Below are 17,326 nucleotides of genomic sequence, written 5' to 3'. Positions count from 1 at the left end.
ATGCGTCAGCACCCATTGGGAATTTATGAAAAAGCCTTGCCGAAGCACCTGACCTGGCCCGAACGGCTGGCATTGGCTAAAGCCTGCGGCTTTGATTTTGTCGAAATGTCGGTGGATGAAAGCGATGAACGGCTGGCACGCCTGAGCTGGAGCAAAGAACAGCGGCTGTCGCTGGTCAGCGCCATGCTGGAAACCGGTATCAGTATCCCGTCGATGTGTCTGTCCGGCCACCGCCGCTTTCCGTTCGGCAGCCATGACGATGCACTGCGCCAACGCGCTTTCGAGGTAATGGAACAGGCGATCCAACTGGCGAAGGACGTCGGTATCCGCACCATTCAGCTGGCCGGTTATGACGTCTATTACGAACAGCAGGACGAAAGCACCCTCGCCCGCTTCACCGAAGGCATGCAGTGGGCGGTCGAACGCGCTGCCGCCGCCCAGGTGATGCTGGCGGTGGAGATTATGGACACCGCCTTTATGAACTCGATCAGCAAGTGGAAGGCCTGGGACGCCTGCCTGGCATCGCCGTGGTTCACGGTCTATCCGGACGTTGGCAACCTCAGCGCCTGGGGCAATGACGTAGGGCAGGAGCTGGCGCTGGGCATTGACCGCATCGCGGCCATCCATTTGAAAGACACCTATCCGGTCACTGAAAACTCACCGGGGCAGTTCCGCGACGTACCCTTTGGTGAAGGCTGCGTCGACTTTGTCGCCGTCTTCAGCACCTTGAAACAGCTTAACTATCGCGGCGCTTTCCTGATCGAAATGTGGACCGAAAAAGCCGAAGAACCGGTGGCCGAGATTGTCCAGGCACGCCGGTGGATCGAACAAAAAATGCAACAAGGGGGTATAACATGCTAACGCTGCCACAGCTTAAACAACAGGTGCTGGAAGCCAACCTCGACCTGCCGCGCCACAACCTGGTGACCTTCACCTGGGGCAACGTCAGCGCCGTCGATCGCGAGCGCGGGCTCGTGGTGATCAAACCCTCCGGCGTGGAGTATGAACACATGACCGCCGAGGACATGGTCGTGGTCGATCTCGCCAGTGGCCAAACCCGGGAAGGCACCAAAAAGCCCTCTTCCGACACCGCCACCCATCTGGCGCTTTACCGTGAGTTTGCCGACATTGGCGGCATCGTTCACACCCACTCACGCCACGCCACCATCTGGGCCCAGGCCGGGTTGGACATCCCCGCCTGGGGTACCACTCATGCCGACTACTTCTACGGCGCGATTCCCTGCACCCGCCTAATGACCGAAGACGAAATAGAGCATGAATACGAACTGGAAACCGGCAAGGTGATTATTGACACCTTCCGCCGCCGCGGTATCGATCCAAATGCCATTCCGGCGGTATTGGTCAATTCACACGGGCCCTTTGCCTGGGGCAAGGACGCACACAGCGCGGTGCATAACGCCGTGGTACTGGAAGAGATTGCCTATATGGGGATTTTTTCACGTCAGCTGACGCCCGGTATTCACAGCATGCAACCGGCGCTGCTGGATAAACATTACCTGCGTAAGCACGGTAAAAATGCTTATTACGGACAGTAAGTCGGATTAGCCCGCACTCACAGACAACCCTTTTCATAAATATCCTTCGTGGCAGACGCCGCCAGGCGTCTGCCAGACATATCAAAGCGCGAGAATTGCGGCCGGTTCTTCAAAACCGGGGGGACGCCCTCCTCTTTCTCGCCCTCTCAGCATCTTTCAACCTCAACCCCTCGTATGATCCTTATCACAAAACACGCACGCAGTTTTTAGCGTGCTGCCAGCAAAGTAAAACAAGGCACGTGTGTTAATGGCACGTTACAGCTTGTCGCGCGCAATTGTTAATATCAATTCATGCGTTACACGCATCAGTTTATGAGTTTAATGCGCTTATTTACTTCATTTTCCTGATCCAGTCTGCAGTAACAGGCGCAGTAAAAGCGTCAATGACAAACTGGAGATAAAGATGCATCCCCCTAACGCACCAATGACGACTCGGGCAAGAACCAGCGCGATACTGCGCGTTACCTCTGGCAACTTTCTGGAGCAATTTGATTTTTTTCTGTTCGGATTTTATGCCACCTACATCGCTCATACATTCTTTCCAGCCAGCAGTGAGTTTGCCTCGCTGATGATGACCTTCGCGGTCTTTGGCGCGGGTTTTCTGATGCGTCCTATCGGTGCCATCGTACTGGGGGCGTACATTGATAAAGTCGGCAGACGTAAAGGGCTGATTGTAACCCTGTCGATCATGGCTGCTGGGACCTTTCTGATTGTCCTCATCCCGTCCTATCAGACCATCGGCCTGTGGGCGCCACTGCTGGTACTGGGCGGCCGTTTATTGCAAGGCTTCTCAGCGGGGGCTGAGCTGGGCGGCGTATCCGTTTACCTGGCTGAGATTGCCACACCAGGCCGTAAAGGATTTTACACCAGCTGGCAGTCAGGTAGTCAGCAAGTGGCCATTATGGTGGCCGCGGCTATGGGGTTCGCACTGAATGCAGCCATGGAAGAAAGCGTCATTCGCGAATGGGGCTGGCGTCTGCCTTTCCTGTTCGGCTGCTTGATTGTGCCTTTCATTTTTTTCCTGCGCCGTAATCTGGAAGAGACCCAAGAGTTTAACGCCCGTCGCAAGCATCTGGCGATGCACGATGTGTTTAAAACCCTCTTGGCAAACTGGCAGGTGGTTATTGCCGGCATGCTGATGGTCGCCATGACCACCACCGCGTTTTATCTGATTACCGTGTATGCACCCACCTTCGGTAAAAAAGTGTTGATGCTCAGCGCCTCTGACAGCCTGCTGGTGACCCTGCTGGTCGCGGTATCTAACTTCTTCTGGCTGCCGGTAGGGGGTGCGCTGTCAGACCGTTTTGGCCGTAAGTCGGTGTTGATTACCATGGCGTTGCTGGCGCTGTTCACTGCGTATCCGGCCCTTAGCCTGCTTGCTGAAGCCCCCAGTTTTTCCATGATGCTCAGCGTGTTGCTGTGGCTGTCCTTCATCTATGGGCTCTACAACGGTGCCATGATCCCGGCGTTAACAGAGATCATGCCTACAGAGGTCCGGGTTGCCGGTTTCTCGCTGGCCTACAGTCTGGCAACCGCTGTCTTTGGCGGATTTACGCCTGTTATTTCTACCGCACTGATCGAGTACACCGGCGATAAAGCCTCCCCCGGCTACTGGATGAGTTTTGCTGCTCTGTGTGCCTTACTGGCGACGTTGTATTTGTACCGTCGTCGCACGTTATCACTACTAACCGCACGTTAAATCAGGGGGTCTCGTCATGCAAAAAATTTATCGCCCACTCTTCGCCACCCTGGTACTCCTCTCTGTCAGCACAGGTGCGATGGCCAAAGAGGTGACCGTCATGATTTCAGGCGGCTTTAAAGCCGCACTGGAAAAACTGGCTCCGCAATTTGAAGCAAAGAGTGGCGACAAAATCATCTTGGTGTCCGGTCCCTCTATGGGCAAGACGCCCCAGGCGATCCCCGCGCGCCTGGCTCGCGGAGAAAAAGCCGATGTAGTGATTATGGTGGGTGATGCACTAACGAATTTGGAAAAGGATAACTGGATCCAACCGGGTTCGCGCGTGGAACTGGCCGATTCACCGATTGGTATGGTGGTTAAGCAAGGCGACCCTAAACCCAATATCAAACAAGATGCAAATCTGCGCAAAACCCTGCTACAGGCTAAGTCCATTGCCTATTCTGACAGTGCCAGCGGCCTGTATATCAGCAACCAGCTATTCAAAAAGCTGGGTATTGAAGACAAGGTGAAAGAAAAAGCACATAAGGTTGAACGCATTCCGGTGGCCAGCGAGGTAGCAAAAGGGAAATATGCGATAGGCTTCCAGCAAGTCAGTGAGTTGCTCCCTGTTCCGGGCGTCACCTTTATTGGTGAATTGCCTGAAAATGTCCAGTACATCACCCGCTTTGCCGGCGCGGTCATCCTCAAGGCAGAACATCGCCAGGAAGGCAAAGCGCTATTGGACTTCCTGTCTTCCGCCCAGGCGCAAGACATTATTCGCGCCACCGGGATGAGAACGGTGAAGACTGCGCCACCCGTTAAGCAGAGTGATACTGTTCAGTGATTAGCTTTTCCAACTCGGCGGCAACATAGGATTGCAAACGCCCGCTGCGCCTGATCAGGCCAACCGTGCGCTTCACTACCGGATCTGTCAGTGGCAGGTGTGTCAGTACCGAATGCTCTGAGGCCGGCATCGACATGGCGGGTACCGCAGCAATGCCTATCCCCGCTTCAACCATACCCAGCATGGTCGTGACATGCCGGGTTTCGCAGATGCTGGGGCGCTCAGGAATGATGTGCTCCAGCATCTGATCGAGCAAATTGCGATTACCTGACGTCTTATCCAGCCCTACATAGTCTTGCTGATAAAACTCGCGCCAGGTCAGACTTTTTTTACCGGCGATGGGGTGATCGCGCCTGCAGGCAGCCACATAAACATCCGCGACCAACGGCAGAAACTCGATATTGGATTGCAGGGTTCTCGCAAAACAGATACCGAAATCAGCCTGCCCACTGGCAACGGCTTCAATGACGTTACCTGCACTGCTATCGATAAGCTTAACCCGTACCCGAGGATAGCGGGCCTGGAAACTGCGAATCACGTCAGGCATAAAATAGTAGGCCGCCGAGGGCACGGTCGCGACCGTTACCAGCCCAACGCGATCCTGACTGACCTTATTGATATCAGCCAGAACCAGCTCAACATTCATCAGTAGCTGATCTGAGCGCTCGGCGAAGGTCTGCCCATAAAGTGTCAGCGTAACGCGCCTGGTTGTTCTGTCGAACAACTTAATACCCAGCGCTGATTCCAGCTTCTCTATCCTGCGGCTCAATGCTGACTGTGAAAGGCAGATGGACTCTGCGGCAAGCCGAAAATTACCGTATTCAACCAACGCACGGAAAGCATAGAGATCGTTCAGATCAAAATTCACGGGCATAGCGGCAGGCAGTCCTTTCAGGGCAGTTTAAAGAAAAGATGATAGCCACATCTTGGACAACAGCAACTTTTTAAAGATTGGCCTGCCACCCTCATCGCCGACACCTTACATACTGGCGGCCATGACTGGAAATGACCACCTGCCACACGATGAACACCTGATGACACCCCAAAAAGCATGATACTGGCGGTCAGCTATGAGCGAGCAGCAGACATTACGCTCACAACGACTGATTGTTACCGTTATATTTGATATACCCCCCCTGTACTCCTGCTGCTACGCACGTTCAACGCCAGCGTTCCATTCGGTACCGGACAGTGATTCCATTCTCGGACATGGTATGAACGTAACCGGGTTGGTTCAACGTCCGATCGATTGCCTTAGTACGATGCGTTTTATATTTTTGTCTAGCCTCTTCTGGAAAGTTTTCACCGGTCACCATTTCATCCCAGCTTTCATAGGATTTCTCCCCCGGAACCATAATGACTTTCCAGCGCTGAAACCGACGTTCGATCTTCTCCATTTATTACATCACACCCAGTAAAGTTATCAATGATTCACCTTAACACACGGTAATCATATCCACCTTAGTTCCACTCACTTTTTGAAATTTCCGTTTTTTCTATCATCAGCCGGTACTCTTCTGAGTGACCGGCTATTCAGGTATTCATGAGGCAGCTCGCTGTTGTATTAGCAACATCTGTTTCTGGCACTGAGCTGACGCTAGGATTTGAGGGTGCCGGGTTGGTTATGTGTCAGAGTAATTGCCAGTCACTGCAAGCTCACCCGCATCATCTCCCCCACGCCCCCCTCTCAATGTCTCCTCTCTGAGGTATACTCGTATTTCTATACCACGCCAGCCAAAGCGGCTTTGGATCAGGCCCGTTTCAGAAGGAACCTGACGCCTACTCTGCCCTCCAGCCAGCTCCACACCAGACGAATAAAGTGGAACTATCATGAGCCAAAACACCGCTCGTATCAGCGAGATCATCGACAGCGCCAAGATCTCGCCCTATCAGATTCTGATCCTCACGCTGTGTTTTCTGATCGTCTTGCTGGACGGTTTTGACACGGCCATCATCGGCTATATCGCCCCGGCCTTGCGTGAAGAGTGGGGCCTGCTGCCTGCGCAGTTATCTCCCGCATTCGGTGCCGGGTTGTTCGGCCTTTTGATTGGCAGTTTAGTCTTCGGCCCGGTCGCCGATGCCATCGGCCGCAAACGCGTACTGCTCGTTTCGATACTGATCTTTGGCGGCGGCACTCTGGCCTCTGCCTATACCCATTCAATCGAGTCGCTGACTCTGCTGCGGTTAATCACCGGCATCGGTTTAGGCGGTGCGATGCCCACCTGCATCACCCTCAGTTCGGAGTACTCGCCGGCGCGTCGCCGTATGATCATGGTCACACTGAGTTGGAGCGGCTTTACCGCCGGTTTGGCGCTGGGTGGCCTGCTCGCCGGGCAAATTATCCCTGCATTCGGTTGGCGTGGCCTGTTGATGTTCGGCGGCATTGCCCCGCTGCTGTTGCTGCCGCTGCTGGCCTGGCAAATGCCCGAATCAGTACGCTTTATGACTTCCAGCCCAAAACATGCCGATCGCCTGCGCCACGTGGTCGAACGCATCACCGGCAAAAACTGGGCAGGCGTAACGATTGTCGATGACGAACGTCCAGTACAGGCCAGATCGCCGATATCGCACCTGTTTATCGAAGGCCGTGCGGTGCGCACCCTGTTGCTGTGGGTGGCATTCTTCTGTTCGCTGTTCGTGTTTTACCAGCTCACCAGTTGGCTGCCGAGTATTCTCAAAGATGCCGGTTACGATATCGTGCACGCGTCGCGCATTGGGGCAATGGTGCCACTGGGTGGGACGCTCGGAGCTATCCTTATGGCGCTGCTGATGGACCGCGTCGGGCCATACCGGGTACTTGCTCTGTCCTACCTGGGTGCAGCGCTGGTTGTCGGCGCCACCGGTTACCTGATGGGGGATGTCTACACGCTGGCGACCACGGTGTTCCTGATCGGTTTCGGCGTGGCTGGTGCGCAGAACGGTCTGAACCTGGTGTCCGCCACGATCTATCCCACCGCGGCCCGCGTCACGGGGGTCAGCTGGGCGATGGCGAGCGGGCGCTTCGGTTCAATCGTGGGATCCATGCTCGGTGCCTGGATGATTGTCACTGCGGGTTCGTCTGAGGTGTTCTTTATCTGGCTGGCGATGCCGGTGTTGGTGGGTTCTGCCGCCATATTCCTGCTCTACCGGCTCAGCTCGCACCGCCGCGTACCCACGCCAGCGTCCGCTTTGCCACACTGATCCAACAAAAAAGCCGAGGCGACATCCCTGGGATCTCGCCTCGGCCGGCAGTAAAAAAGGGGCCGTGGCCCCTTCTCACTTATTCTGCTTTCGCTGTGGTCGCATCGTTGCGATACAGATGAACATCCATCTGCGGGAACGGAATGCCGATGTTGTTGGCATCCAGCGCACGCTTGAAGTTTTCCATCAGATCAAAGTACACGTTCCAGTATTCTGCATTGGTGGTCCAGGAACGGGTCACAAAGTTCAGTGAGGACGGTGCCATCTCGGTCAGGCGCACAGTCACGCCTTTGGCGTGCATGATGCGCTTGTCGGCCGCGATCACATCGCCAAGTACCTTTTTCACTACATCAATGTCAGCGTTATACGCCACGCCGACCACGATATCTACGCGACGATTTGGCTCGCGGGAATAGTTGATGATGTTACCGGCGATAATTTTACCGTTCGGCACCACGATGGTCTTGTTGTCTGCCGTACGCAGCGTGGTAGAGAAAATCTGCACCTGGTCGACAGTACCGGCCACACCGCCCAAGTCGACATACTCACCGGCACGCAACGGGCGGAAGGCCACCAGCAACACGCCTGCGGCGAAGTTGGACAGCGACCCTTGCAAAGCCAGACCCACAGCCAAACCCGCAGCACCCAGCACCGCAATCACTGAGGTGGTCTGTACGCCAACGCGCCCCAGCACAGCGATAAAGGTGAAGGCCAGAATACCGTAACGCGCCATTGCCGACAGGAAATCAGCGACTGTGGCGTCGATACCGCGCAGCTTCATTACCCGATTTACCGCATTGCTGACCACACGAGCAATGATCGAACCGATGATGAAGATAACGATCGCCGCAACGATGTTCACTGCATACTGAATCAATAAATCCTGGTTCTGCACCAGCCAGTTACCGGCACCATTAATGCCGTCTACTACGTTCAGATCTTTCATTCGTGTCGTCCTAACTCAGCCCCTAAAGGGGTAAACTCTCAAAAATACACCGACATCAGATGTCAGTAGGAAACCACCGCCATAGGTTAACCAACATTCACGCAGCATGCCAAGCGTAAGCGCTAAAAATAGCCAAAACGGTGGCTCGACTTCTTCTATGCTGAACACAGCACCCTCACTTTTTTAAGACAAGGAACCTGTCCCGCAATGCGTATACTTTCCCCGCTCAGGCACTACTGGCAGGTCCGTCCGCGGCTGTTACTTTCTGTTGGCGCAGGTATTCTGTGCTATCTGTTACTCCCCGCCCAGCTGTCTCAACTGCAACGGCTGATGCTCGGCTGGAACGTGCTGGCCTGGCTCTATCTGTTGTTTCTCTGGCGGCTGATGCTGGTTAGCACTCCCAAGCACATTCGCCAACGTGCCCGCGCGCAGGACGAAAGCGCCAGCATGGTTTTGGCGTTGGTCAGCATCGGTTGTCTGGTGAGCATTTTGGCCATTCTGTTTGAACTGAGTACGGCCAAGCAGGTCAGCGACTCACTGAAAACACTGCACCTGGTGTTAACCGGCACCACGCTTGTGGTGTCATGGCTACTGCTACCGACGGCATTTACCATGCACTATGCGCACCAGTTTTACCGCCAGGGCGCACCGCAGGATCCTCTACCGCTGCTGTTCCCCGGTAACCTTCAAGAGCCGACCTATTGGGACTTCGCCTATTTCTCTTTTACCATTGCAGTCGCTTCGCAAACCGCCGACGTCGCGGTTGGCGCAGCAGAAGTACGCAAAGTCGCCCTGCTACAGTCGGTCATTTCCTTTGTCTTCAACCTGGTGATCCTGGGGCTGTCGATCAACGTCGGCGCCAGCCTGCTGAGCTAGAAACAAAAAAGGCTCCCCGAAGGGAGCCTTTATGGCTAACAGCTAGGCAAGATTACAGAACGTCAACTGCGTTCAAATCTTTGAAAGCCTGTTCCAGACGAGTAATCATGGAAGTCTGAGCTGAACGCAGCCATACGCGTGGGTCATAGTATTTCTTGTTCGGCTGGTCGGCGCCTTTCGGGTTGCCCAACTGGCCCTGCAGGTAAGCTTCGTTCGCTTTGTAGTACTGCAGGATACCGTCCCAGGTTGCCCATTGGGTATCGGTATCGATGTTCATTTTGATCACGCCGTAACCTACGGATTCTTTGATCTCTGCGTCGGTAGAACCGGAACCGCCGTGGAACACGAAGTTCAGGCTGTTGTGTGGCAGATTGAATTTCTTGGACACGTAGTCCTGAGAATCACGCAGAATGGTCGGTGTCAGTTTAACGTTGCCTGGCTTATAAACGCCGTGCACGTTACCGAAGGACGCTGCGATGGTGAAGCGTGGGCTGATCGCGTTCAGTTTTTCGTACGCGTAAGCAACGTCTTCTGGTTGGGTATACAGTGCAGATGCGTCCATGTGGCTGTTGTCCACGCCATCTTCTTCACCGCCGGTGCAGCCCAGTTCGATTTCCAGGGTCATACCGATCTTCGCCATGCGAGTCAGGTATTTGCTGCAAATTTCGATGTTTTCTTCCAGGGACTCTTCAGACAGGTCGATCATGTGAGAAGAGAACAGTGGCTTGCCCGTCGCTGCGAAGTGTTTTTCGCCAGCGTCCAACAGGCCGTCCAGCCATGGCAGCAGTTTCTTGGCACAGTGGTCGGTGTGCAGAATAACCGGCACGCCGTAATGCTCAGCCAACTGGTGAACATGATGTGCACCAGAGATTGCGCCCAGAATTGCTGCACCCTGAGGAACGTCAGTCTTCACGCCTTTACCGGCGATGAACGCAGCACCGCCGTTAGAGAACTGTACGATAACCGGAGCACGTACCTTCGCTGCTGTTTCCAGCACGGCGTTGATAGAGTCGGTACCTACACAGTTAACTGCTGGCAGCGCAAAGTTGTTCTCTTTAGCTACTGCGAATACTTTCTGAACGTCATCACCAGTGATGACACCCGGTTTTACGAAATCAAAAATTTTAGACATGTTACTTTGTCCTGTTTCGTCGGCCGTAGATGGATGTAAATCGATTTTTTCATGCCGCGCCGCAGTATGCCGCGCGGTATAAAACAAACGGGCGGCTTTCGCCTCCCGTTGTCTGAATTACTGCTTAGCGCGCTCTTCCAGCATCACTACCGCTGGCAACGCTTTACCTTCCACGAATTCCAGGAAGGCGCCGCCGCCGGTTGAGATGTAGGAAATCTTATCCTCGATCCCGAACAGATCGATGGCTGCCAGAGTGTCGCCGCCGCCGGCAATTGAGAAGGCTTCGCTGTCTGCGATAGCTTTTGCGACAATTTCGGTGCCCTTACGGAAGTTAGGGAACTCGAATACGCCAACCGGACCATTCCACAGAATGGTTTTGGCTTCTTTCAACAACTTAGCCATAGCCAGCGCAGTTTCGTCACCGAAGTCCATGATCTCTTCATCATCGTTGACTTCACTGACTTTTTTCAAGGTAGCAGGTGCAGTTTCAGAAAACTCCGTCCCTACTCGAGAATCGGTAGGAACCGGGATTTTGAACTCGTCACGCAGTTTTCTCGCTGCCTCGACGAAGTCAGGTTCGTACAGGGATTTGCCGACGTTATTATCGATAGCCACGAAGGTGTTAGCGATACCGCCGCCCACAATCACCGTATCGGCGATTTTCACCAGCGAGTTCAGCACATCAAATTTAGTCGAAACTTTAGAACCACCAACCACGGCAACCATCGGACGAGCTGGGGTTTTCAACGCTTTACCCAGTGCTTCCAGTTCTGCGGACAGCAGCGGACCCGCACAAGCTACAGGTGCAAACTTACCTACACCGTGGGTAGACGCCTGCGCACGGTGTGCAGTACCGAAAGCATCCATCACATACACGTCGCACAGCGCCGCATATTTTTTGGACAGGGTTTCGTCGTCTTTTTTCTCGCCCTTGTTGAAACGGACGTTTTCCAGCACAACCAGTTCACCTTCTGCAACGTCAACGCCATCCAGGTAGTCTTTCGCCAGACGAACCGGGGTTTTCAGGTGATCTTTCAGATAGTTAACAACTGGCAGCAGGGAGAATTCTTCGTTGTACTCGCCTTCGGTAGGACGGCCCAGGTGGGACGTTACCATCACGCGGGCGCCTTGTTTCAGCGCAGCTTCAATAGTCGGCAGGGAGGCACGGATACGTGCATCGGAAGTCACTTTACCGTCTTTCACTGGAACGTTCAGATCGGAGCGGATCAGAACGCGTTTACCTGCCAGATCCAGATCGGACATGTTAATTACAGACATGGTGAACCCTCTTGGTTGATTCTCTAGAAACTATAAAGTTGCCTGAGCGGCGCATCGACCAATGCCGATGCCGCCGTACTAGAAACCGCTTGCGGCCATTGCCCGTGTTGTATCCAACATCCTATTGGCAAAGCCCCATTCATTATCACACCAGACCAAGGTCTTGATGAGGTGCTGACCGCTGACCCGGGTCTGCGTACCGTCGACGATAGCGCTATGCGGGTCATGGTTAAAATCGATCGAGACTAATGGTAGTTCTGTATAGTCAACTATACCACGAAAAGATCCCCGTGCGGCCATTTGCAACAACTGGTTGACCTCTGCCACTTTCACCGCCGAACTGACGCTGACGCTGAGATCTATCGCCGTCACGTTGATGGTCGGCACGCGTACGGAAATCGCTTCGAAACGATCGCAAAACTGCGGGAAAATACGGGTAATTCCGGCAGCCAATTTGGTGTCGACCGGAATAATCGACTGGCTCGCCGCACGAGTACGCCGTAAATCCTGATGATAGGCATCTATCACCGGCTGATCGTTCATCGAAGAGTGAATGGTCGTTACCGTTCCGGATTCGATGCTGAAGGCATCGTCCAGCAGCTTAATGACCGGAATAATGCAGTTGGTGGTGCATGACGCATTGGAAACGATGCGGTGTTCCTGCAGCAGCGTCTGATGATTGACGCCAAACACGATGGTGGCATCCAGATCGTTACCGCCAGGGTGGGCGAACAACACTTTCTTCGCCCCCGCAGCCAGATGGGCCTCGCCATCGGCTCGGCTGCCGTAGACACCGCTACAGTCCAGCACCACATCTACACCAAGCTCACCCCAGGGAAGCTGTTCCAGTGCGGGCTGATGCAGCAAGCGAATGCGGTCGTCCCCGACGGTCAGCATGTCGCATTCCTGACGCACATCCCAGGCAAAGCGGCCATGGCTGGAGTCGTATTTCAGTAGATGGGCCATCCCCTCGGCGTTTGCCAATTCGTTAATTGCCACCACGGAAATTTCCGCTCGTCGTCCCGATTCGTACAGTGCGCGTAAAACGCTGCGGCCTATGCGGCCAAAACCGTTTATCGCTATGCGGATTGTCATGCTGCTCCTGAAAAAGGGCCTACTCTCCCCGGGCGCGTTCACCGTTATTGAGAGGGCGCTGACTGGGTCATCTAGATAACCCGCATAGAGTACTTTAGCGCACCACCTGCTGTGAATCGTCGCGTCGCATTATTCCTTCGGTCCAGCCTTCACTCATTACCTTCACTCTGACGTTTCTGTTGAATACAGCTACAACTGAAACGCTTCAGCCGAGCATAAACCAAAGTTTTGCCAAAAGGAACAGATGCGACAGCCTGCCTGACAACCGAACGGCATTTTGCGAGAATAAGATGATCTAGCGCACACTTTTTCAATCTCAATCCGCTGTGATACGCCAGATATCTTGGTAACGATGAGGTGTGGACCGCTAGGCTTTCGGGAATATCCACAGATGCTCGGCCGGCAGGGAAAGCCGGCACAGCGTCTGGCCGCGCACTTCAGTGCCATAGGCCCGCACGACAAAATCCTCAGCGACGGTGCGGAACAGGTACTCCCAACGATCGCCCAGATACATGCTGGTCAGCAGCGGCAACTCAAGCTGGTTACCCTGCGGGTCATCCCCCAGGCGTACGCGCTCCACGCGGATCACCGCCGTGGCCTCTTCGCCGGCTTTTACCCCTGCCCCCGCCATGCCCCACAACGCCCAGTCTTTGCCTTCAATGCGCGCTTTGCCGTCAACCACCTCGGTGATCTTGCCGTTCAGGCGATTATTGCTGCCCATAAACTCGGCGGTAAACAGGGTCGACGGCGAACCGTACATTTCCTGCGGCGTGCCCTGCTGCTCAATTTTTCCGTTGTTAAGCAGCAAAATGCGATCGGAAATCGCCATCGCCTCGTTCTGATCGTGCGTCACCATCAGCGCCGAAAGCCCCAGCTTGATGATCAGCTCACGCAGGAAAACCCGCGCCTCTTCGCGCAGCTTGGCGTCAAGGTTCGACAAAGGCTCATCCAGCAGAATGACCGGCGGGTTGTACACCAGCGCCCGGCCAATTGCCACGCGTTGCTGCTGGCCACCGGACAACTGATGCGGATGGCGCTTACCCAAATGCCCCAGCCCCAGTTGATCAAGCACACCTTGTACCCGCTGGTTGATTTCCGCCGAAGCCACTTTGCGTAATTTCAGCGGGTAGGCAACATTCTCAAACACCGTTTTATGTGGCCACAGGGCGTAGGACTGGAATACCAGCCCCAGGTTGCGCTCCTCCGCAGGAATTTCGCTGCGCGCGCTGCCGTTGTACACGGTATTGCTGCCAATGATAATGCGGCCCTGAGTCGGTTTTTCCAGCCCGGCGACCGCACGCAGCAACGTGGTTTTACCGCTGCCCGACGGCCCCAGCAACGAAACCACTTCGCCACGCTTTAGCTGCATAGAGACGCCCTTCAGTACCGGGTTGTCGCCGTAAGTTAAATGCAGATCCTCTACCGAAAGTTCAATCATGTAATTTCACTCCAAAGCGCAGGGCAATACCCAGACCTAACACCACCAACAGGATGTTAATGAAGGAAAGTGCGGCGACAATATCAATGGCACCCGCCGCCCACAGAGACACCAGCATCGAACCTATGGTTTCAGTGCCCGGAGACAACAGATAGACCCCGGTGGAATACTCACGCTCGAAAATCAGGAACATCAGCAACCACGAGCCAATCAAGCCATAACGCGACAGCGGAATGGTGACGTGGCGGGTGATCTGGCCACGGGACGCCCCAGCGCTGCGCGCCGCTTCTTCCAGCTCAGGGCCGACTTGCAGCAACGTCGACGAGATCAGCCGTAGGCCGTACGCCATCCAAACGACGGTGTACGCCAGCCAGACACTGAAGATGGTGCTGCGTAAGGAACGTAGCCAGACGATCAGGTTTTCCCGCAGCCATTCAGCCATCGGTAGCACCGAAAGCCAGCCCTCTTTCAGCGACTTATCCAGCCACATTGGCAAGAACAGGAAGACCCACAAGAAGGCTAACCCCGCCAACAGGCCAGGTACCGCACGCGGCACCAGCACGCTGTAATCAAGAAAACGGGTAGCCCCGTCAGGTTTGCGATGCATGGCAATGCCGATGAACAAGTAACAGACCACCGCCAGCGCGCCACCGAGTACCCCAATCGCCATCGAGTTGACGATGGCTCGCAGCAAGTTCGGCTGCTGCCAGATAGTGCGGAAAGTGTTGAGCGACAGCTCATCCCAGATTGAAACGCCCACCCCCCAATTAGAAATAAAGGCACGCAGCACCACACCCACCAGTGGCACACCGATAGTCACCGTCAGCCAAAACACCACCACCGCACCGGCCACCCAGCGCCATTTTCCCAGCGGCAACGCCCGCGCCTGCGAGGCCTTACCCTTAACCGTGACAAAACGGTTGGCGGTACGCATCAGGCGGCGCTGCAACATGACCAATGGAATGGTGATACAGATCAGCACCACCGCTACCGCCGCCATCAAATGGTAAGACGGTGTCCCCAGCTTGTTGGTCAATTGATACAGGTAGGTTGCCAGTACCAGATTGCCCTCTGGATCCCCCAGTACCAGCATCAGACCGAACACTTCCAGCCCGAGGAAGAACAGCAAAACCCCGGCGTACAGAATCGAAGGCCGCACCATCGGCAAGCTAACGGCAGTCATTACCTGCAAAGGTGAAGCACCCGCCGTTCGGGCGGCTTCTTCTACGTCTGAACCCACGCTGCGCAACGCCGAGGAGATATAGAGATAGGCGTGCGGTACGTGCGTCAACCCGGCGATCACCACGATGCTGGCCATCGAATAGATATTCCAGGGCACAAACCCCAGCAGCGATTCCGCCCACAGTGAAAAGAAGCCGACCGGCCCGGCGGCCACCACATAGCCAAAGCCCAAGACCATCGGCGAGACAAAGATTGGCACCAGGATCAGCGGTTCAATAAATCGGCGGCCGGGCAAATCGGTTCTGACCATTAAAAAGGCCAGGATCCCCCCCAGCGGAATCGCGATCACCACCAGGCCGAAAGCCAGGATAAACCCGCTTTTCAGCGCCTTGTAAAAGTCCGGATCGGTGAAAATAAATTGGAACGCCTCAAGGCTAAAAACCTTGGAGGGAGAGAAAAAGGGAGCGGAGAGGAAACTTTGAATCACGATAAATGACAGTGGCACATAAATAACCAGTGCGGTTATCACCACCACCAAGCTGCGCGGCAGGCTCTGCCACTTTCTGCGCCATGCATTCATAATTTATCCCTGGTCATAAACCACCAAAGGACGCGCGCCACGGTGGCAGACACGCGTCCGGATATTGAACTTATTTGGCCGCGGCGGCACGCCACTGTTTAATGTAATCCAGACGTTTGGCCGGTTGCAGATACTCCAGCAGGCTTTCATCCACCGGAATCGGCTTCAGCGCATTACCGAGCATTTTGGTCATGCCATCGATATCGTTTTTGCCTTCAATGTCATTACGGATGGAGGGAATATCCGCCTGATTGGCGAGAATGCTCTGGCCCTTTTCCGACAGCACAAAGTTAAGCCACAGTTTTGCTGCATTCGCGTTGGTCGCCTCTTTACTGATAAAGGACACGCGCGACAGCACCAGGGTATAGTCCTTCGGATAAGAGATACCGAGTGAAGGGTCGGTTTTGGCGCGAGCTTCAGCGTATGAACCCAGGATATTGAAACCAATCAGATTCTCACCGGATGACACCCTTTCCATCATGGTCCCGGTAGACGACTGAACCGCCAGCCCCCCTTTAGCAATGTCTGCCAACGTGGCGAAATAATGGGGATCTGCCTTAAAGTCCTGTACCGACAGCATGAACCCCAGCCCCGACTTTTCAATGTCATAGGTCGTGACTTTCTTTTTGAACTTGTCGGTTTGGCTGGCGATCAGTTTTGCCAGTGCAGCATGTGAGTCCGGCACATCACCCTGCGGGATGAGTCGTTTGTTATAGATGAAGACCACCGGCTCATAGGTTGTGCCGTAGGCTTTCTCTTTCCATACCGCCCACTTGGGCAGTTGGCCCTGCTCTGGCGAGGCATATTCTTGCGCGTAGTCAGTGGCCAGTTTCAGCGCCGTATCCATCGACGAGCTCCATACCACGTCGCCGCTGGTGCCACCTGCAGCCTGCTCGCTGATATAACGGTTGTACAATTCGGTGCTGTTCATATCGTTGTATTCGACTTTAACGCCCGGGTACAACGCTTCGAATCCCTGGATCAGCGGCCCGGCAGCTTTGGTATCTGTGGTGGAATACACCACGACCTTGCCCTCTTTCTTCGCACCGTCCACGATTTTTTGATAGTCAGCGGGATAGCCTGCCGGGAACTCAGCGTAAGCAGGCACTGCGCCCAGCACAGCCATCGCTACGACCGACATGCTGATTCTTGTTAACATGATCAACTCCTGGTTACATTTAATAAACCAAAAATTAACATATAGTTAATAAGTGTTCTTAAGCAACGCCGTTGATTTTTTATCTTCGTGTTTTGTGAGGTTGGACGATTTTTGGGCAAGAAAAAGCCCGGCAATGTGCCGGGCTTAGGGTCACGCGACAGGGCAGGGCTTATTTCAGCAGTGCCTGCGCCTTGGCCACCACGTTTTCCACGGTGAAACCGAACTCTTTGAACAGCTGTTCTGCCGGCGCCGACTCACCAAAGGTGGTCATGCCCACGATAGCGCCATTCAGGCCCACGTACTTGTACCAGTAGTCCGCAATACCCGCTTCTACCGCCACGCGGGCAGTCACTGCCGCCGGCAGCACGGATTCACGGTACGC

The 17,326-nt window shown here is 54.6% G+C and carries 16 protein-coding genes; 6 read left to right on the top strand and 10 right to left on the bottom strand.

From position 1 onward, the window contains the following. From JOE25_RS23495 to JOE25_RS23480, 4 genes are all read left to right on the top strand, one after another. Nucleotides 1–861 (top strand): L-ribulose-5-phosphate 3-epimerase, encoded by an 861-nt coding sequence (locus JOE25_RS23495; RefSeq protein WP_209639522.1) that lies wholly within the window; start codon nucleotides 1–3, stop codon nucleotides 859–861. Next, the gene (gene araD, locus JOE25_RS23490) at nucleotides 855–1,556 is read left to right on the top strand and encodes an L-ribulose-5-phosphate 4-epimerase (protein ID WP_209639519.1); all 702 of its coding nucleotides are present in this window, start codon (nucleotides 855–857) and stop codon (nucleotides 1,554–1,556) included. Before JOE25_RS23495 ends, araD begins: the two co-directional genes overlap by 7 nt. A gap of 403 nt (nucleotides 1,557–1,959) precedes the next feature. Next, complete coding sequence (locus tag JOE25_RS23485) at nucleotides 1,960–3,255, top strand: MFS transporter (RefSeq protein ID WP_209639516.1); 1,296 nt, start codon at nucleotides 1,960–1,962, stop codon at nucleotides 3,253–3,255. A 16-nt stretch (nucleotides 3,256–3,271) separates the two neighbouring features. Next, the gene (locus tag JOE25_RS23480) at nucleotides 3,272–4,078 is read left to right on the top strand and encodes a substrate-binding domain-containing protein (protein ID WP_209639513.1); all 807 of its coding nucleotides are present in this window, start codon (nucleotides 3,272–3,274) and stop codon (nucleotides 4,076–4,078) included. On the opposite strand, the gene JOE25_RS23475 is transcribed toward JOE25_RS23480, so the two are convergent. Both JOE25_RS23475 and JOE25_RS23470 read right to left on the bottom strand, forming a co-directional pair. After that, nucleotides 4,053–4,952 carry a LysR family transcriptional regulator gene (locus JOE25_RS23475; protein ID WP_209639510.1) on the bottom strand — a complete coding sequence of 300 codons (900 nt, stop codon included), beginning with the start codon at nucleotides 4,950–4,952 and terminating at the stop codon, nucleotides 4,053–4,055. The genes JOE25_RS23480 and JOE25_RS23475 overlap by 26 nt on opposite strands. A 286-nt stretch (nucleotides 4,953–5,238) precedes the next feature. Further along, nucleotides 5,239–5,475, bottom strand: a complete 237-nt coding sequence (locus JOE25_RS23470) for a hypothetical protein (RefSeq protein WP_197838266.1) — start codon at nucleotides 5,473–5,475, stop codon at nucleotides 5,239–5,241. Nucleotides 5,476–5,908: 433 nt separating this feature from the next. Here JOE25_RS23470 and JOE25_RS23465 point away from each other — a divergent pair, with 433 nt between their 5' ends. Next, on the top strand, nucleotides 5,909–7,258 hold the full coding sequence (locus JOE25_RS23465; RefSeq protein WP_209639507.1) for an aromatic acid/H+ symport family MFS transporter: 1,350 nt from the start codon (nucleotides 5,909–5,911) through the stop codon (nucleotides 7,256–7,258). Nucleotides 7,259–7,337: 79 nt separating this feature from the next. Here the strand turns inward: JOE25_RS23465 and mscS are convergent, their stop codons facing one another. Further along, complete coding sequence (gene mscS / locus JOE25_RS23460; RefSeq protein ID WP_209639504.1) at nucleotides 7,338–8,204, bottom strand: small-conductance mechanosensitive channel MscS; 867 nt, start codon at nucleotides 8,202–8,204, stop codon at nucleotides 7,338–7,340. A gap of 207 nt (nucleotides 8,205–8,411) precedes the next feature. On the opposite strand from mscS, the gene JOE25_RS23455 reads away from it, so the two are divergent. Continuing rightward, nucleotides 8,412–9,080, top strand: a complete 669-nt coding sequence (locus JOE25_RS23455) for a DUF1345 domain-containing protein (protein ID WP_209639502.1) — start codon at nucleotides 8,412–8,414, stop codon at nucleotides 9,078–9,080. Between the two features lie 52 nt (nucleotides 9,081–9,132). Here the strand turns inward: JOE25_RS23455 and fbaA are convergent, their stop codons facing one another. The 7 genes from fbaA to JOE25_RS23420 all read right to left on the bottom strand — a co-directional run. After that, entirely contained in the window at nucleotides 9,133–10,212 is a 1,080-nt protein-coding gene (fbaA, locus tag JOE25_RS23450) for a class II fructose-bisphosphate aldolase (RefSeq protein WP_037426794.1), read from the bottom strand. Nucleotides 10,213–10,329: 117 nt separating this feature from the next. Next, entirely contained in the window at nucleotides 10,330–11,490 is a 1,161-nt protein-coding gene (gene pgk / locus JOE25_RS23445; RefSeq protein WP_209639499.1) for a phosphoglycerate kinase, read from the bottom strand. Between the two features lie 78 nt (nucleotides 11,491–11,568). Further along, complete coding sequence (gene epd, locus JOE25_RS23440; protein WP_209639496.1) at nucleotides 11,569–12,585, bottom strand: erythrose-4-phosphate dehydrogenase; 1,017 nt, start codon at nucleotides 12,583–12,585, stop codon at nucleotides 11,569–11,571. Between the two features lie 367 nt (nucleotides 12,586–12,952). Continuing rightward, nucleotides 12,953–14,023, bottom strand: a complete 1,071-nt coding sequence (locus tag JOE25_RS23435) for an ABC transporter ATP-binding protein (RefSeq protein ID WP_209639494.1) — start codon at nucleotides 14,021–14,023, stop codon at nucleotides 12,953–12,955. Beyond that, the gene (locus JOE25_RS23430; RefSeq protein WP_209639491.1) at nucleotides 14,016–15,785 is read right to left on the bottom strand and encodes an iron ABC transporter permease; all 1,770 of its coding nucleotides are present in this window, start codon (nucleotides 15,783–15,785) and stop codon (nucleotides 14,016–14,018) included. The genes JOE25_RS23435 and JOE25_RS23430 overlap by 8 nt, the downstream gene beginning before the upstream one ends. A gap of 70 nt (nucleotides 15,786–15,855) precedes the next feature. Beyond that, nucleotides 15,856–16,944, bottom strand: a complete 1,089-nt coding sequence (locus JOE25_RS23425; RefSeq protein ID WP_209639488.1) for an ABC transporter substrate-binding protein — start codon at nucleotides 16,942–16,944, stop codon at nucleotides 15,856–15,858. A 169-nt stretch (nucleotides 16,945–17,113) separates the two neighbouring features. After that, nucleotides 17,114–17,326 (bottom strand): transketolase C-terminal domain-containing protein (locus JOE25_RS23420; RefSeq protein ID WP_280921300.1); only part of this gene is annotated, 213 nt, incomplete at its 5' end.

This window comes from Serratia sp. PL17 (assembly GCF_017832355.1).
In the GTDB taxonomy this organism is placed as follows: Bacteria; Pseudomonadota; Gammaproteobacteria; order Enterobacterales; family Enterobacteriaceae; genus Serratia.
This window is presented reverse-complemented; position numbering and strand designations above follow the sequence as displayed.